This window comes from Synechococcus sp. MU1625 (assembly GCF_020514205.1).
Taxonomy (GTDB): domain Bacteria; phylum Cyanobacteriota; class Cyanobacteriia; order PCC-6307; family Cyanobiaceae; genus Parasynechococcus.
The window spans coordinates 567,986-584,219 of the sequence record NZ_VTLA01000001.1 but is presented as its reverse complement, the minus strand read 5'-3'; the positions used below and the strand labels follow the sequence as shown (position 1 = coordinate 584,219).

The 16,234-nt window shown below is 59.2% G+C and carries 17 protein-coding genes and 1 tRNA gene; 6 read left to right on the top strand and 12 right to left on the bottom strand.

The annotated features are described in order from the left end of the window. Positions 1-29: 29 nt before the first annotated feature. The 7 genes from FZX13_RS03300 to FZX13_RS03270 all read right to left on the bottom strand — a co-directional run bounded on the left by FZX13_RS03300 (position 30) and on the right by FZX13_RS03270 (position 5,633). Positions 30-590 carry a peroxiredoxin gene (locus FZX13_RS03300; RefSeq protein WP_226397598.1) on the bottom strand — a complete coding sequence of 187 codons (561 nt, stop codon included), beginning with the start codon at positions 588-590 and terminating at the stop codon, positions 30-32. Between the two features lie 12 nt (positions 591-602). Continuing rightward, on the bottom strand, positions 603-839 hold the full coding sequence (gene rpmB / locus FZX13_RS03295; RefSeq protein WP_006850205.1) for a 50S ribosomal protein L28: 237 nt from the start codon (positions 837-839) through the stop codon (positions 603-605). A 79-nt stretch (positions 840-918) separates the two neighbouring features. Then, positions 919-2,823 (bottom strand): molecular chaperone HtpG, encoded by a 1,905-nt coding sequence (htpG, locus tag FZX13_RS03290; protein WP_226407249.1) that lies wholly within the window; start codon positions 2,821-2,823, stop codon positions 919-921. A gap of 100 nt (positions 2,824-2,923) precedes the next feature. Further along, positions 2,924-3,148, bottom strand: a complete 225-nt coding sequence (locus tag FZX13_RS03285) for a ferredoxin family protein (protein WP_115022046.1) — start codon at positions 3,146-3,148, stop codon at positions 2,924-2,926. Positions 3,149-3,173: 25 nt separating this feature from the next. Further along, entirely contained in the window at positions 3,174-4,352 is a 1,179-nt protein-coding gene (locus FZX13_RS03280; protein WP_226407247.1) for an ATP phosphoribosyltransferase regulatory subunit, read from the bottom strand. 22 nt (positions 4,353-4,374) lie between these two features. Further along, positions 4,375-5,262, bottom strand: coding sequence for an inositol monophosphatase family protein (locus FZX13_RS03275; RefSeq protein WP_226407245.1), 888 nt, complete (start codon positions 5,260-5,262; stop codon positions 4,375-4,377). Positions 5,263-5,264: 2 nt separating this feature from the next. Then, a complete protein-coding gene (locus tag FZX13_RS03270; protein ID WP_115022051.1) occupies positions 5,265-5,633 on the bottom strand; it encodes a 2Fe-2S iron-sulfur cluster-binding protein in 369 nt (122 codons plus the stop codon). Positions 5,634-5,686: 53 nt separating this feature from the next. On the opposite strand from FZX13_RS03270, the gene FZX13_RS03265 reads away from it, so the two are divergent. Further along, positions 5,687-5,773 (top strand) — tRNA-Ser (locus FZX13_RS03265). A gap of 135 nt (positions 5,774-5,908) precedes the next feature. On the opposite strand, the gene pstB is transcribed toward FZX13_RS03265, so the two are convergent. The 3 genes from pstB to pstC are packed head-to-tail and all read right to left on the bottom strand — an operon-like array spanning position 5,909 to position 8,617. Next, complete coding sequence (pstB, locus tag FZX13_RS03260) at positions 5,909-6,730, bottom strand: phosphate ABC transporter ATP-binding protein PstB (RefSeq protein ID WP_226397764.1); 822 nt, start codon at positions 6,728-6,730, stop codon at positions 5,909-5,911. A gap of 20 nt (positions 6,731-6,750) precedes the next feature. Continuing rightward, positions 6,751-7,668, bottom strand: coding sequence for a phosphate ABC transporter permease PstA (gene pstA, locus FZX13_RS03255; RefSeq protein ID WP_115022054.1), 918 nt, complete (start codon positions 7,666-7,668; stop codon positions 6,751-6,753). Position 7,669: 1 nt separating this feature from the next. Then, on the bottom strand, positions 7,670-8,617 hold the full coding sequence (gene pstC / locus FZX13_RS03250; protein ID WP_115022056.1) for a phosphate ABC transporter permease subunit PstC: 948 nt from the start codon (positions 8,615-8,617) through the stop codon (positions 7,670-7,672). Positions 8,618-8,770: 153 nt separating this feature from the next. On the opposite strand from pstC, the gene dnaK reads away from it, so the two are divergent. The 4 genes from dnaK to murQ are packed head-to-tail and all read left to right on the top strand — an operon-like array spanning position 8,771 to position 13,136. Next, a complete protein-coding gene (dnaK, locus tag FZX13_RS03245; RefSeq protein WP_115022057.1) occupies positions 8,771-10,762 on the top strand; it encodes a molecular chaperone DnaK in 1,992 nt (663 codons plus the stop codon). After that, positions 10,746-11,678 (top strand): DnaJ domain-containing protein, encoded by a 933-nt coding sequence (locus tag FZX13_RS03240; RefSeq protein WP_226407243.1) that lies wholly within the window; start codon positions 10,746-10,748, stop codon positions 11,676-11,678. The genes dnaK and FZX13_RS03240 overlap by 17 nt, the downstream gene beginning before the upstream one ends. 42 nt (positions 11,679-11,720) lie before the next feature. Continuing rightward, complete coding sequence (locus FZX13_RS03235) at positions 11,721-12,179, top strand: DUF3110 domain-containing protein (protein WP_115022061.1); 459 nt, start codon at positions 11,721-11,723, stop codon at positions 12,177-12,179. Between the two features lie 3 nt (positions 12,180-12,182). After that, positions 12,183-13,136, top strand: a complete 954-nt coding sequence (gene murQ, locus FZX13_RS03230) for an N-acetylmuramic acid 6-phosphate etherase (protein ID WP_226407241.1) — start codon at positions 12,183-12,185, stop codon at positions 13,134-13,136. Here murQ and mtnP read toward each other — a convergent pair. Beyond that, a complete protein-coding gene (gene mtnP / locus FZX13_RS03225) occupies positions 13,129-14,037 on the bottom strand; it encodes an S-methyl-5'-thioadenosine phosphorylase (protein WP_226407239.1) in 909 nt (302 codons plus the stop codon). The genes murQ and mtnP overlap by 8 nt on opposite strands. 40 nt (positions 14,038-14,077) lie before the next feature. Between mtnP and FZX13_RS03220 the strand changes: the two genes are divergently transcribed. Further along, entirely contained in the window at positions 14,078-14,521 is a 444-nt protein-coding gene (locus FZX13_RS03220) for a peptidylprolyl isomerase (protein ID WP_226407237.1), read from the top strand. Here FZX13_RS03220 and ribBA read toward each other — a convergent pair whose 3' ends face one another. Then, a complete protein-coding gene (gene ribBA, locus FZX13_RS03215; protein ID WP_226408234.1) occupies positions 14,522-16,117 on the bottom strand; it encodes a bifunctional 3,4-dihydroxy-2-butanone-4-phosphate synthase/GTP cyclohydrolase II in 1,596 nt (531 codons plus the stop codon). Positions 16,118-16,234: the final 117 nt, after the last annotated feature.

The window sequence follows — 16,234 nt, the reverse complement described above, 5'->3', positions numbered from 1 at the left end:
TTCCACCATTCAGCAAAAGCTGTTTTTTGTCAAATGGTGGTTTTGTTCTGAAGTGTCGTCAAGGAATCCAGCACTTCCCTGGCGTGACCGTTTGGTCGAACTGCCACCCAGCGCTCACGTAGAACGCCATCGGGGTCGATCAGGAAGGAGTGGCGCAACGAATAGGGCGCCATCCAGGAGCCGTAGGCCTTGCTCACGGTTCCGTCAGGATCAGAGAGCAGGGGAAAACTCAGCCCTTCGCTTTCACAGAAGGATTCGTGCTCGTCGACACTGTCGGCGCTGATGCCGATGACCTCGGCACCGGCCTGAAGAAACTCCGCGTGCAGGCTTTCGAAGCCCCTGGCTTCGATGGTGCACCCACCGGTGAAGTCTCTTGGGTAGAAATAAACCGCCAACCAACGACCGCGCAGATCTCCGCTGCTCCAACGGTTACGGTCGGGTTCGGATTGGCTGGATCCGGGCAGATCGAAGTCGGGAACTGTGCTGCCCGTTTCCAAAACAACACCCCCGAGAGCCGAAGCCCGCGAGGGTGAAAGCGTTAGAGCTGCAAGGAAAAGGCCGGACTTGACTAGTAATTCCCGCCGATTCACCCGTTCAAGATCTCAGATCTTGGCCAGGTTAATGCCCAGAGACTTGGCGTAGGCGCCGAGGCCTTTCTTCTGGATGGTTTTGAGGGCGCGGGTTGTCACGCGCAGCTTCACCCAGCGGTTGCCTTCAGCCCACCAGAGGCGACGCTGCTGCAGGTTGGCCTGCTGCAGCTTCTTGGTGCGGATGTGGGAATGGCTCACGGCCATGCCGTTGTTGGCGCGAGTACCGGTGAGCTGACACACCCGTGACATGACGATGTCCTTCTACTGAGAGGTTGTTTGGAGCTGAATTAACAGTTCCAAACGACCAAGTTAGCAAAAGGTCTTCACCTCAAAGGCCTCTCTGCATGAGAGCACCCATCAATTCAGCACTGCGGGTCTGGAATCCGCCAAGTTCATTGGGCTCCAGACCGCCCACGCCCAGCCGAGCCATGTCGTAGAGATGGCGGGCCACATCCCCGGCCAGGCTGGCTGTGGGTGAGGCTTCTGACGCTCCCACCAGCACGCCACCGGCCCGCAGCTTGAGCATCCCTTCCACCAGGGGATGGCGCCGGTTGACCAGAAGTACGTGATGCTCAGGAAGGCCTGGCAGGCGCTGTTCCATTAAGGCGCCCATGTCGTTCAGCCTGCGCATCTGTTCAGGCAGAAGAATCATCGCCGGAGGTGCCCCTTCCGCTTTCAGGGCCTGTACCTGAACGGTCACCTTCTCATTGGCCAGGGATTCCTTGATCAGATCACGCAGTCGGTCTGATTCCGTTGTTCCATCTTGATCGGTGAGTTCCGCATCGTTGTCTTTCAGGCTCTCGTCCAGTTCCGAGTCGACGCGTTGGAAGGTGAGTTCCTCGTGGCGATGTTCGAGCCAGGGGATGAACTGAGTGTCGATCACCGTTTCCAGCTTCAGCACTTCCGCGCCTTGGGATGTCCAGAGATTGAGCGCACCAGCCTGGGAAACGTCATCGGTGCTGTAGAGCACGCGCTTGTTCTGATCTGCGGCCAGTCGGCTGAGGTATCCCTCCAGAGTGGTGAAAGCACGTCCATCGCAGGCGATCGGGTCAGCGTCGTCGCCTTCCCCGGCGGCAGCGGTGGTGGCAAACAGGATCAATTCGGCGACCTGCTCGGCGAACTTCTCGTCTTCCATGGCGCCGATCTTCACGAAGGGTGCCAGGGCATCCCACGCCTCGGCATAGGCCTTGGGGTCCTCCTTTTTCAATCCCCGCAGGCGATCTGACACCTTCTTGGCGACAAAATTTCCGATCGAGCGAACGCGTCGGTCGGTCTGCAGAGCACTGCGGCTCACATTGAGAGGAATGTCGGGTGAATCGATCACTCCCCGCAAGGGCAGCAGGTAGCGCGGCACAACTTCCTTGATCGAATCGCTGACGAACACCTGGTTGCAGTAGAGCTTGATTTCGCCCTTCTCCCAGTCGGCACGACCGGTCTGCTTGGGGAAAAAGAGAATTCCCTGAAGGTTGTAGGGGTAGTCGGTATTGAGGTGAACCCAGAGCAGGGGATCGCCTTGAAAGGGATAGAGATAGTGGTAGAGGTCGATGTAATCCTGATCACTGAGATCTCTGGCGCTCTTGCGCCAGGGGGCGTCCATCTTGTTGATGGTTTCACCCTCGAGCTGCACCGGCACTGCCATGAAGTCGCAGTAGGTGTTGATCAGAGTTCGGATCCGTGCCGGTTCCAGATATTCGAGCTCGTCCTCCATTAGATGAAGGATCACGTCTGTGCCCGGCTGCTCTTTCTCGGCGGCGTTGAGGCTGAAGTTCGGGGAACCATCACAGCTCCAGCGCACAGCTTCAGCGTCGGGCCGAGCTGAACGGGTCAGCAGTTCAACCTTCTCGGCCACCATGAAGCTGGAATAGAAACCAAGGCCGAAGTGGCCGATGATGGCGTCGTTTTCCTGCTTGTACTTCTCCAGGAAATCCTCGGCACTGGAGAAGGCCACCTGGTTGATGTAGCGCTTCACCTCATCGGCCGTCATGCCGATGCCGTTGTCACTGATGGTGACGGTCTTGGCCTCCTGATCCACCGTGATGCGAATGGCACCGTCATCCCCTTCGCTGCAATCGCCCGCCATGGCAGCCATGCGGCGCTTGCTGATGGCATCAACGCCATTGCTGACAAGTTCCCGGAGAAACACCTCGTGGCCGGAGTACACGGCCTTCTTGATGATCGGGAAAATGTTTTCGGTGTGGATCTGAATCTGACCCTGTTCCTCCAGCACCGCCATTCCTGTGTCCCGAAAAACCAGACACTAGAGACCGGTTTCACTCCTGCTCAACGGCCTGTTCAGGGGGTTCTCCGTACCTTCATGTGCCCCGCATGCCTGCTCAAGGCGTCTTCTGAAGGTCAGGACGCTCTTCCGCAACGATGGCGCCCTCAACCGGACAGACCTGCAGGCAGATGCCGCAATCGATGCAGGTGTCGAAATTGATCCAGTAAAAGTCTGTCCCTTTCTTGTTTTTTCCATTGCCTTGGTCAATGCAGGCCACAGGGCAGGCATCGACGCAGTCAGCGATGCCCTCGCAAACGTCGGTGACGATGGAATGAGCCATGGAGGACCTGCTGATCTGCCGGATCCTAAGGATCGACCCAATCGAGCTGTAGACCTCCCTGTGCCTTCGCCAGCTGTTCAGCCTTCTCCTTGGAATCCAACGGTTCCAAGGCCAACACAGCGGTGCGACCTTGCTGATGCCAGCCCCGCTGATGCTCCATGGCCGCCTCCAGGCTTGTGGCTGGTGAAAAGGCCACGAGTACATCGGTCTGTTGCTGGTCTGCTGTATCGAATTCCGAGATCAGTTCCCGGATCGGGTCGATCGCCAGGCTGAACCCAGCGCCATAGGCCTGGTGATCGGTCGCGCCGCAACGCTGCACCAGGTCGTCGTAACGGCCGCCACGGGCAATCACCACAGGAGAGCTGCGGCCATCACAGACCAGCTGGAACACCAAGCCGGTGTACAGCTCGAAATGGGGCTGGAATGTCGGGTCGAGCTGAATCGTTACCGACTGATCCTGAGCTGCTTTTGAGAGATGGGCGCAGAGACGGCGAAGCTTGTCGAACACCGGCTGATCCCCGCCCATGCTGGCGAGCTGGGTCAGGACCTGGTCGGGGGTTCCGCGGCAGTCAAGGAGGGAAAGAAGCCTGGCCTTGGCGTCCTTGGTCAGCTCGAAACCCTCAATGGCCAGACGGTCGAAATCGATCAAGGCTGTGCGGATCTGATCGCGCATCTCACCGTTGAATGGGCTGAGAATCAGATCCATCAGAGCGGTGTGGCCCAGCAACAGCCTTGGTTTCTGGCTGGGCTGCAGCTCCAGGGTCTGAATTGCTGCCATCAACAGGCTGAGCAGTTCCATCTCCGCTTCGCTGCCGCTAACCCCGAACAGTTCAACGCCGCTCTGCAGGTTCTCTTCGATCGATTGCCCCCCTTCATCGGCGGAACGGGTGCGGAACACCGTTCCGGAGGCCCAGAGACGCAACGGCCGTTGGCGATCGGCGAATCGTGTGCAAGCCGCTCTGGCGATGGATGCCGTCATCTCTGGCCGTAGCCCGAGAGGGTCATCCGCAACGAGACGAACGATGTCTGAACTGTCGATGGCACCCCCGGCCATCAACGTTGCCAGACGCTCAACCCGCGGTGGCGACACCTCCTCATAGCCCCACAGACGGAAAACCGATGCAAGACGTTCCGTCAGCTGTCGATTGGTCTCCACCTGACGTGGATTCAGATCCTTTGCGCCAGCTGCAGGTTGCAGCGCCATCTCACGTCCTCGCGGCCACGACTCAGGATCCCATGGCCGTGACCTCCGGGGCACCGAAGGCGGCTCCAGGAAGTGGTTTCACTTGGGACAACTCATCCGTGATTGCGTCATGCAAGCCAGGACCAGCCGCTACGACTCGGCCGCTGGTGAGATCGAAGGGTTGATTCCCATATCCCGTGACGGTTCCCCCCGCTAGATCCACCAAGGCCACGCCCGCAGCCAGGTCCCAGGGAGACAGGCCCCGTTCCCAGTAGCCGTCCTGGCGGCCAGCGGCCACGAACGCCAGATCAACCGCTGCAGCGCCGCCGCGACGAACGCCATGGGTGCGGTGGGTGAACCAGCAGAACTCGGCGTAGTTGTTGTCGAGACGTGTGTGGCGGTCATAGGCAAACCCGGTAACGAGGAGAGCATCCTCGAGCCGATCACAGCTGCTCACTTGAAGTGCTGTGTCGTTGCAGAACGCCCCGATTCCCGGCGCTCCCCAGTAGGTCTCCTTGAGGAAGGGCACGGCGATGGCACCAAGGATGGGTTGTTGCCCCAGGGTGAGCCCGATCGAGGTAGCAAAGAAGGGATAACCGTGGGCGAAGTTGGTGGTCCCATCCAGGGGGTCAACACACCACCTCAGACCGTCCTGCTGTCCTGTTGCCCCGCTTTCTTCCGCCAGCACGGCGATCTCAGGGGTCTGGTCCGCCAGCATCTCCAAGACGATGCGTTCAGCTGCAACGTCGGCATTCGTCACCAGGTCGCCGATGCGCCCTTTACTTTCGATCGATGACAAGCGTCCGTAATGGCGCATGAGCTCCTGGCCACCGGCATCGGCCGCCGAGCGGGCCACGGCCAGATAACGCTCCAGATCGCTTGGGCTAAGTCCGCCATCGCGGGCGGCACGGCTGCAGATCGACTCCTGCATGGTCACTCCTCTTCGATGGGGATCCTGGTGGTGACGCGTCCTTTCCCAAAGTGGCGCCCGAATTGCAGCTCGTATACCTCGTCTTCGTCTTGGGTTTCTGCTTCAAGAGGGGCAACTGCCCGGGCCACACAGAGCAGGCCGTAACCCTGGGACCTCAGCTCCTGAGAAAGACCCATGGCCTCGCGCTGGTCGAGGGTTCCGCTTTGCACCCGAACGGCACAGCTGGTGCAGCATCCATTTCTGCAGGAGAAGGGAAGTGGGTCTCCTTGCTCTTCAAAGCTCTGCAGGATGTACTCACCCTCTGGGACGTCGTGGGTGATGGTGCGACCCTCCTGGCGCCAGTGAATGGTGATCCTGTGGCTGGGACGCATAAAGCTCTGCTGGCAGTGCCCTGCTACATTCTCACCTGCCCCATTTAGCCGGTGGAGAGCTGGCCGAGTGGTCGAAGGCGCAGCACTGGAAATGCTGTATAGGGGCAACTCTATCGAGGGTTCGAATCCCTCGCTCTCCGCTTCTCCGGTCCGCAAGGTCCGGATTTTTTTTGTCCATCTGAGGCGGCGCGTCAGACCCACGCACGGCCGTCAAACCTTGGCGAGGCTGGGGCTTGAGTGTTCCTGACAGCTGCGTCGTTGCTGAGGGGTCGGGATCAGCCGAACCGACCGGAGACGTAGTCCTGGGTGGCTTGCTGTTGGGGCGCGTTGAAGATCTTGTCTGTGTCGTTGAATTCCACGAGGTAGCCCACTTTTCCGGTTCCGCCCTCGACGGCTTCGGCGTTGAAGAAAGCCGTCATGTCGCTGACACGGACGGCCTGTTGCATGTTGTGGGTCACGATCACGATGGTGAAGCTCTTCTTGAGCTCATGCATCGTCTCTTCGATCTTCAACGTCGAGATTGGATCCAGGGCTGAACATGGCTCATCCATCAAGATGACTTCTGGCTGGATGGCGATGGTTCGGGCGATACAAAGACGTTGTTGCTGTCCGCCAGAGAGTGAATAGCCGCTCTCATTCAATTTGTCTTTGCATTCATCCCAAACTGCTGCCTGCCGTAGAGATTGTTCAACGAGTTCATCCATATTTCCCGTATATCCATTGATGCGCGCGCCAAAGGCAATGTTTTCGTAGATGCTTTTCGGGAATGGGTTGGGTTGCTGGAACACCATCCCGATACGACGTCGCACCTCTACAGGATCGACACTGGAACCGTACAAGTCGACCCCACCAAACAAAATGCTTCCCTTGAGGGAGCATGAATCGATCAGGTCATTCATGCGGTTCAAGGCTCGAAGAACCGTTGATTTTCCACAGCCGGATGGACCGATGAAAGCCGTGACCTTGCCGCGAGGAATGTCGCAAAAAACATTTTTTACGGCTTCAAAGTTGCCGTAGCTGATCGTGACATTCTGCAGCGAAAGTGCAGTGTCTGCGCTCTTCGTGCCGGAGTCTTCGACTGGGGTGATGGTGGTCATTGATTTAAGTAAAAAGCGGTTTATTTGGCTGCAAATCGCGCCAGCCATCGAGATAAAAGATTGAGCGTCAAAATCATCATTACTAGTACGAACGATGCGGCCCAGGCCAATTCGTTGTGAAACTCATAGGGCATGATCGCAAAGTTGTAGATCATCACGGAGAGGGTTGCGATGGGAGCGAAGATGCCCTCGGGTGTGAGCAGATCTGACCAGAACGGTGAGAAGAGTGCCGTGAAGATCAAAGGAGCCGTTTCCCCTGCGGCTCTTGCGATTCCAAGAACCACCCCTGTCGCGATCGGGGTTAAGGCTGCAGGGAGTGTGATTCGCACAACAGTGACAAATCTGGATGCCCCCACTCCCAAAGCACCACGACGCAGGTCATCAGGAACCAGCTTCAGACCTTCGTCGGTCGTTTTAATAACCGTGGGGAGCATCAACACAGCCAGGGCCATGCCCCCCGCAACGGCGCTGTAGGCGTTCCCGAAGAGAATTCGGCTGGTGACGATGGTTCCGTAGATGAACACGCCAGCAATGATCGATGGCACACCAGCCAACACATTGGTGCCGAATCGAATGAACTGAGCGAACCATCCTGAACGGGAGTATTCGGCAAGGAAGATCCCACCTCCGACGCCCACTGGAATGGCAATCAATCCAGCGATGCCTGTTACGACGAGGGTTCCAATAATCGCGTTAGCGATACCGCCTTCCTCCAGTCCCGGAGGTGGTGGAAGTTCCGTCAGCAGGGCCAGACTGATCTTGCTGCCCCCTTGTACAAGCACGTAGCCCAAAACCAGGACAAGGGGCAGAACAGCGATAACTGCAAATAATCCCGCCAAGAAGGAGAGAAGGCCGCTGCGGATATTTCTGCGCAGAAACGGCTTGTAGCTCAGATCAGGAGCTGAGTCGGATCGGGTGTGGGTGAGCGTTTGTGTCATGTCAGTACTTCAGGCTCAAGCGCTTCACAATCCACTGGGCAAAAATATTCACGCACAACGTCAGGATGATCAGCACAAATGCTGCATACATCAGCGATGACACTTGGGAACCATCCGCTTCACCAAACTGGTTAGCAAGCATCGCTGCGATGGTGTTGCCCGGTGCCAAGAGCGAAAGGCTGAAATTGTTGGAATTGCCGATGATCATCGTGACGGCCATGGTCTCGCCCATGGCTCGGCCCAGTGCCAGCATCACGCCACCAATGATTCCGGAAATCGCTGCCGGAAGAATCACATTGATGATCGCTCCCCAACGTGTTGTCCCCACGCCATAGGCCGCTTGTCGGAGTTGTGTCGGTACCTGATTCAGACAATCACGGGAAATAGCCGTGATGATCGGAAGGATCATCACCACCAGGATCAACACTGCTGGGATGGTGCCTGGACCCATCGGCGGTGTGCTGAAGAGGGGGAACCAATTGAAGAGCTCATAGAGAAGCTCAAGCCCCGGACGGATGAATGGTTCCAACACAAAGATGGCCCACAGGCCGAGTACCACGGATGGGATTGCGGCGAGAAGTTCAACCATCAAGCCGATCAGACTGCGAATCCGGCTGGGGATGATGTTTTCGGTGATGAAGATGGCTGTTCCAACCCCCAAGGGCACAGCGATCATCAAGGCCAGCAGTGATGTAATCAGGGTGCCGTAGATGGCTGCACCGGCGCCGTACTCGTCATCCACAGGGTTCCAATCCGAGGTGATCAGAAATTGCCAGCCGTAGCGGGCCATGGATTCCAAGCTTCCTTGGAAGACGACGATCAGGATGGAGAACAGAACGATCGCCACCACCGAGGCCATGGCAATGGCCAGATTCTTGAAACCGACGTCCACCAATTTTTCGAACGGTGGACGTCTTCGGAACAGGTATCGCTTGTCCGGGTCGGACATTTACCCAAAGGCGCGCCAGTACAACGTATGTCCCGATCCTCTTGACATGATTAAGAACGCCTTAAGCGATGGGCTCTGTTCTGCCATTTATCGCGACTGGGGCTGGAGCAGGTTGGAAGCTGCCGTTAGCGTGGAGATCAAGCTTTAAGGGATATGGGGCGGATCGTCGGCATCGATCTGGGGACCACCAATTCGGTTGTCGCTGTGCTGGAGGCGGGTCGTCCCCATGTGATTGCCAATGCCGAGGGCGGACGAACCACCCCATCCGTAGTGGGCTACACCAAGGATCAGGAGCTGCTGGTGGGGCAGCTGGCCCGACGCCAACTCGTGCTCAGCCCCCGAAACACCTTCTCCAATTTGAAGCGGTTTGTTGGTCGTGACTGGGACGAGTTGGAGGACAGCAGCCTGTCCGTGCCCTACACAGTTCGTGCCAATGACCAGGGTCAGGTTCGCGTCCCCTGCCCGGTGACGGAAAGGGAGTATGCGCCCGAAGAGATTGTCGCCAGCATCATCCGCAAACTGGTCGACGATGCATCGACTTACCTAGGCGAGCCGGTTGAAGCGGCTGTTGTGACTGTTCCGGCCTATTTCAATGATGCTCAGCGTCAGGCCACCCGTGATGCCGGACGGTTGGCGGGCATTTCAGTGGAACGCATTCTTAATGAGCCCACCGCCGCTGCTCTCGCTTACGGCTTTGATCGCAGTGCGGTCAAACGGGTGCTCGTGTTTGACCTGGGTGGAGGCACATTTGACGTGTCGCTGCTGCGCATCGCCAATGGCGTCTTTGACGTCAAGGCGACGAATGGAGACACCCAGCTCGGCGGCAACGATTTTGATCAACGCATCGTCAACTGGCTGGCCGATGCGTTCGCTGAGGAGCATGGCGTTGATCTGCGGCGGGATCGTCAGGCCCTTCAGCGATTGACGGAGGCTGCTGAAAAAGCGAAGCAGGAACTCTCCGGTGTGCTGAGCACCCCGATTTCGCTGCCGTTCATTGCTACCGGCAGTGATGGTCCGCTGCACATTGAAACTCGTCTGGACCGTGCCACGTTCGAGGGTCTCTGCCCGGATCTTCTCGACCGTTTGCTGAGTCCGGTCCAAGCGGCACTGCGCGACTCGGGTTGGTCTGCAAACGACATTGATGACGTTGTGCTGGTGGGGGGCGCCACCCGGATGCCCATGGTGCAGCAATTGGTTCGCACCCTTGTGCCCATTGATCCCTGCCAATCGGTGAATCCCGATGAGGTGGTGGCGATCGGTGCTGCCGTTCAGGCGGGGATCCTCACAGGGGAACTCAGGGACCTGTTGCTGAATGACGTCACACCTCTCTCCCTCGGACTGGAGACGATTGGCGGACTGATGAAGGTGCTGATCCCTCGCAACACTCCGATCCCGGTGCGCCAGTCCGATGTGTTCAGCACTTCGGAAGCCAATCAGTCGTCCGTTGAAATCCATGTCTGGCAAGGGGAGCGCCAGATGGCATCGGACAACAAATCACTTGGTCGTTTCCGCCTTTCTGGCATTCCACCGGCTCCGAGGGGTGTGCCTCAGGTGCAAGTGGCGTTCGATATTGATGCCAATGGCCTGCTTCAGGTCAGCGCCACCGACCGCACCACGGGGCGCAAGCAGTCGGTTTCGATTCAGGGCGGTTCGAATCTCAACGAGGAGGATGTGACCGCTCTGTTGGCGGAAGCGGAGGCACGGGCCGATGAGGATCGGCGCAAACGCAATCAAATCGAGCGTCGCAACCGTGCCCAAACGTTGCTTGCTCAGGCGGAACGGCGTCTGCGGGACGCTTCGCTGGAGCTGGGGCCCTACGGCGCTGAACGGCAGCAACGGGCTGTTGAAATGGCCATGCGCGATGTGCAGGACTGCCTCGCCAACGACGACCTCCAGGAGCTGGATCTGTGTGTAAGCGGTCTTGAGGAGGCTCTCTTCGGTCTGAACCGTCGTCTATCGGCGGAACGTCAGGGCGATGGCAGTCCGCTTCAGGGGATTCGCAACACCCTCGGTTCCCTCAAGGATGAGCTGTTTGCCGATGATTGGGATGACGACCCCTGGGGTCCCCCCAGTCGTCCGGGTGAACGCGGTCGAGGCCTGAGCCGTCGTGACTCTGCACCTTGGGACGATGACATCTACCGCTGATCCTGATTATTGGTCTCTGCTGGGGGTTGATCCCGACTGCACGGATCAGCAGCTGAAACGTGCCTTTCGCCGTGAGGCGCGCCGTTGGCATCCGGATCTGAACAGCAATGATCCCGTTGCTGAGGATCGCTTCAAGCTGGTCAACGAGGCCTATGCGGTGCTCAGTGATCCCCGCCGCCGCGATGCTTGGCAACGGGGCGGTGGTACAGGTGCGGGTGTTGCCGATCCCTTCGCGCACGGGTTCCCCGATTTCGAGGACTATCTCGACGTGATTTTTGGCGGGGGGGCATGGCGATCAACGGCTGAGTCCGACATGGAGCTGGATCCACCCTTCCGGGGTGATGACGTCAGAAGTGAAACCAGAAGAACTGAACCTCCGGTGTCGGCACCGCCGCCGCCGCCGCCCGTGCGTGCTGTGGAGGATCTCGAATCGGTCGTTCATCTCACCGCTGATCAGGCTCTGCAGGGCACCCAGGTGGAACTCACGCTCGACGACGGCACGGTGATCGAGTTGAACACTCCTCCCTTCGCTGGTGATGGCTGGCGACTTCGGCTTGAGGGCGTCGCCCCGGGTGGTCGTGATCATTTCCTGCAGCTCCGGGTTGTGACCGATGAAGGACTTCGGATCGATGGTCTTCGCGTGCTCTACAAGCTGCTGTTGTTTCCGCCAGATGCTGCTCTTGGCTGCGCTGTGGATGTGCCCACGCTGGATGGACCCGTGACGCTGCAAGTTCCTCCCGGTTCATCGAGCGGACGCTTGCTGCGACTTCGTGGTCGTGGGCTGCAGCTGGAGAACGAACGGGGGGACCAACTGGTGGAGATTGTTGTGGTGATTCCTTCAGATCTGGGCGATGCGGAACGGGCTCTTTATCGCCGCCTTCAGGAACTGGCGAGCGAATCCGAGCAGGTTGGATGACGATGGGTGAGACTCCGGTCCGATTGATCTGACGTTTTCTCGATGCGCGTCCACGTCCTGCTCTTTGATGCCGGTACGGATAGTGAAGGCATCCATTCGCTTGAAATTGCCGGACGCACTGTGGTTCTTCTGTTTGAGAACCCCGACGATGCCGAGCGTTATGCCGGTCTTCTGGAGGCGCAGGACTTTCCGGTTCCGACGGTGGAGGCCCTTGACCGTGAAGACGTGGATTTGTTTTGTCGTGAGGCCGGCTATGAGGCCCGCGTGATCGAGTCGGGTTTTGTGCCGAGCAATGACGAGGAGCGCCTGTTCATGGCGCCGCCGCAGAGCAACCGCGATGTGAGCAACTGGAAGGACGACACCAACCCTGATAACCCAATCCCTGACAACGCCAACCCTGAACAACACGCCGCTGAACCTGCGCGCCAGGGACTGGAGACCGAGCCCGAGTCAAATCCTGAACTCGATGAACTGCGTCGGCGGCTGGAGGGGCTGCTCTGAACCATGGCTCTGTTTGACCCTGATCTCCAGCCCTCCAGCGACCGCGGCCATCTGCTGACCGAGCAGAGCAATCAGCGCAGTTCACGCTTGGATCAACTCGAGACCCTCGAGCTCGTCGCCCTTTTTGCGGACGAGGATCGGCGTCCCCAAGAGGCTGTCGCCGCGGCCGCTCCTGACCTTGCTCAGGCCGTTGATGCCGTTTCTGAGCGACTTCGTGCCGGCGGTCGTCTCTTCTATCTCGGTGCTGGCACCTCAGGCCGGCTGGGGGTCTTGGATGCCGCGGAGTGCCCACCCACTTTTTGCAGTGATCCCGAGCAGGTGCAGGGGGTTCTCGCTGGTGGTTCAGCAGCGCTGTTGCGCAGTTCCGAAGGGCTCGAGGATGTTGAGGCTGCCGGTCGGGCTGACCTGGAGGAGCGGGGGTTCTGCTCCAAGGATTGTCTTGTGGGGATCGCCGCAGGTGGTACCACGCCATACGTTCGCGGCGGCCTGGCGTTTGCGACAAGCATTGGTGCTCTGGCGATTGCCATGGCCTGTGTTCCGACGGAGCAGGCTCCCCTTCCCTGCGATATCGACATTCGTCTGCTCACCGGCCCTGAGCTGCTGACTGGATCCACGCGGATGAAGGCCGGCACGGCCACAAAACTTGCCTTAAACACGCTGTCGACCGCGGTGATGGTGAAGCTCGGCAAGGTCTATGGGAATCGGATGGTGGATGTAGCCGCAAGCAACAGCAAGTTGGTGGACCGATCGCTGCGGATCCTGAGGGATCTGGCCGGTGTCGAGCGGGAGTGTGGGCTGACGCTGCTGGAGGACGCCGGCGGATCGGTCAAACTCGCTTTGTTGATGGCGTCTGCTGACTTGCCTGTCGACAAGGCATGTGCGCTGCTTCAGCAGCATGACCAGCAGCTTCGCTCGGCACTGGCCTCCTGCGGAGCTCAGCTGACGGACCTCAGCTAATGGAGGCCTGATCGAACGAGCCCCAGTAAGGGGAGGTAAACAGATCGAGCTTTGATCGGGTCTCGGCAGGCACCTGCTCCTTGGGCGTGATCAAGGCATTGGCGAGGGCTGTGTGGGCCGTCGAAGCAGGAGGCTTTTGCTTCAGCTGCTGCATCAAACCGCTCAGGATCGGTTCGGTGGCCGAGGCATTGGCCTGCAGGTTGCTAATCACCATCTCCACAGAGACCGCGTCATGTTCTTCATGCCAGCAGTCAAAGTCGGTGACCATGCTCAGGGAGGCATAGGCCAATTCGGCTTCCCGGGCCAGGCGGGCTTCGGTGTGATTGGTCATCCCGATGACTGAACAACCCCAGGAGCGGTAGAGCTTGCTTTCGGCCTGGGTGGAAAAGGCTGGGCCCTCCATGCAGAGATACGTTCCTCCGCGATGCAGCTTTTGACCTTTCGGCAAGCCCTTCTCGGCGGCATCGGCCAGTAGGGCACTTAACTGCGGGCAGAAAGGTTCGGCAAGGCTGACGTGAGCCACACAGCCGTTCCCGAAAAAACTGGATGGCCTTTGACGCGTGCGGTCAATGAACTGATCCGGTACGACCATGTCCCGCGGATGCAAATGGCCCTGGAGTGATCCAACCGCGGAGAGGGAGATCAACCAGCGCACCCCCAGCGAACGCATCGCCCAGATGTTGGCTCGGTAGGGAACTTCACTGGGCAGCAGCTGGTGATGCCGGCCATGGCGGGCCAGGAAGACGGTCTCGACCCCCTCAAGTTCTCCCAATCGCAGTTGATCGGATGGCGCCCCGAACGGTGTTGGTATCGCACGTTCTTCCACCTGGCTTAAGCCGGGAATCGAATACAGGCCGCTACCGCCGATGACGCCAACCCGAGCTCCCTCGAGATCTGCCATGCCACTACTCTCACTACACTCCAGTTTTGCTTGCGCGATCATGACCAAGGCCTTGATGGACACCGAAGCAGGCCTGATCGAGCTCGAGCTGTTTGATGCCGATGCCCCGAACACTGTCGCCAACTTCGTGAAGCTGGTGAAGGACGGCTTTTACGACGGCCTGGCCTTTCATCGTGTGATCCCGGGTTTTATGGCCCAGGGAGGATGCCCCAACAGCCGTGAGGGCGCCCGCGGTATGGCTGGAACCGGAGGTCCCGGTTACCAAATCGATTGCGAGATCAACTCGCAGAAGCACCAGGCCGGAACTCTCGCCATGGCCCATGCCGGCCGCAACACCGGTGGTTCGCAGTTCTACATCTGCCATGAGGCCCAGTCCCACCTCGACGGTGTCCATACGGTGTTTGGCCACACCGGCAACATGGATGTGGTGTTGAAGCTCTCCAACGGCTCCAAGATCAACAAAGTTACGATCCAGGAGGGCTGATCAGCGCCGCGTCCAGTGCAGGAGTGATGGGCCGTTTTCGATCAGTCCGTCACTGCTCATGTCGGTCAGCTCATTGAGCTGATGCTCCACCCGCTCAAGATTCTGGGGCGGGTGGAGTGCCATCCGCTCGGTCGGAACCCGCATAAGTCCCACCCGTTCGGTAGCTGCCAGGGCCGCCAGGCTTTGCAGCAGAGGGCTGGCTTCTCCACCATCTGGGGACAGTTTCCAGACGAATTGCGGACGGTCCCAGAGCGCCAACAGACGGGGCTCATGCAGGGCCTCGAGGCTGAAGCCATGGCGATGCGCGATTCCTTCCACTTCCAAGCGAATGGTGGGCCAGCTTTCCGGGCCAACGTTCACCGCCAGCGCCAGAACCACACAAGGACTCTCAGATTCGAAGAGATGTCCGAGCTTCTCCCGCTTGGCCGCTAGGTAGTCGGCGTTATGAATGCCTGGGTCCATCACCAGCGGCACCCGTTCTTCCACCTGAAGGCCATAGCCACCAAGTCCGGCAATCTTGCGCGGGTTGTTTGTGAGCAGGCGCAGCCGATGGATGCCCAGGTCAGAGAGAATCTGGGCGCCGACGCCGTAGTTGCGGAGATCCGCTGGGAAGCCGAGGCGTTCATTGGCTTCAACGGTGTCTAAACCTGCTTCCTGAAGGCTGTAGGCCTTCAGTTTGTTGATCAGGCCGATGCCACGACCTTCCTGTCGCAGGTAGACGACTACACCCTCCCCCTCCGCTTCGATCTGGCGCAATGCCGCCTCCAGCTGGGGCCGGCAGTCACAACGCAGCGAGCCAAAGGCATCACCGGTGAGGCATTCGGAATGCATGCGCACCAGTACGGGCTCACGCAGGGCATTCGGCTCGCCCTTGATCAGAGCAACATGTTCGGAACCATCCAGTTCGTTGCGATAACCCACCGCCTGGAAGGTCCCGAAACGGCTCGGCATCTGTGCCTGGGCCAGTCGGCGGACAAACCGCTCGTTCTCCAGCCGGTAACGGATCAGATCCGCAATGCTGATCAGCTTCAGCCCCCACCGATCGGCGTAGCTGCGCAGCTCCGGCAGCCGGGCCATCGAGCCATCGCTGTTTTGGATTTCGCAGATCACCCCCGCAGGGCTGAGGCCTGCCAGCTGTGACAGATCGACGGCGGCTTCAGTGTGGCCAGCGCGCTTCAGCACGCCACCAGGGCGGGCGCGTAAGGGAAAGATGTGCCCGGGTCTGCGCAGTTCAGCCGGCCGCGTGGCCGGATTGAGCGCCACCTGAATTGTGGCGGCGCGGTCTTCGGCGGAGATTCCAGTGGTCACCCCATGCTCAATTCCGGCATCGATGCTCACCGTGAAGGCCGTTTCGTTGGCGTCGGTGTTGCGATCCACCATCAGCGGCAGATCGAGTTCATCCAGCCGTTGTCCCTCCATGGCGAGACAGATCAGGCCCCGCGCCTCGGTGGCCATGAAGTTGATCGCTTCTGGAGTTGCGAACTGGGCTGCGCAGATCAAATCACCTTCGTTCTCCCGCTGTTCGTCGTCCACCACGACAATGCACTCACCATTTCGGATCGCCGCGAGGGCCTCGCTGATGGCATCAAACGCGATGGGATCGTTCGCGGGGTCAAGGGAACTGGGGTTCAGGAGCCTGGTCGCCGGTTGATGACCTCATTATTGATCTCTGTACGATCAGCCGTTGGTTGGTTGATTCAATGGCAGGCAACA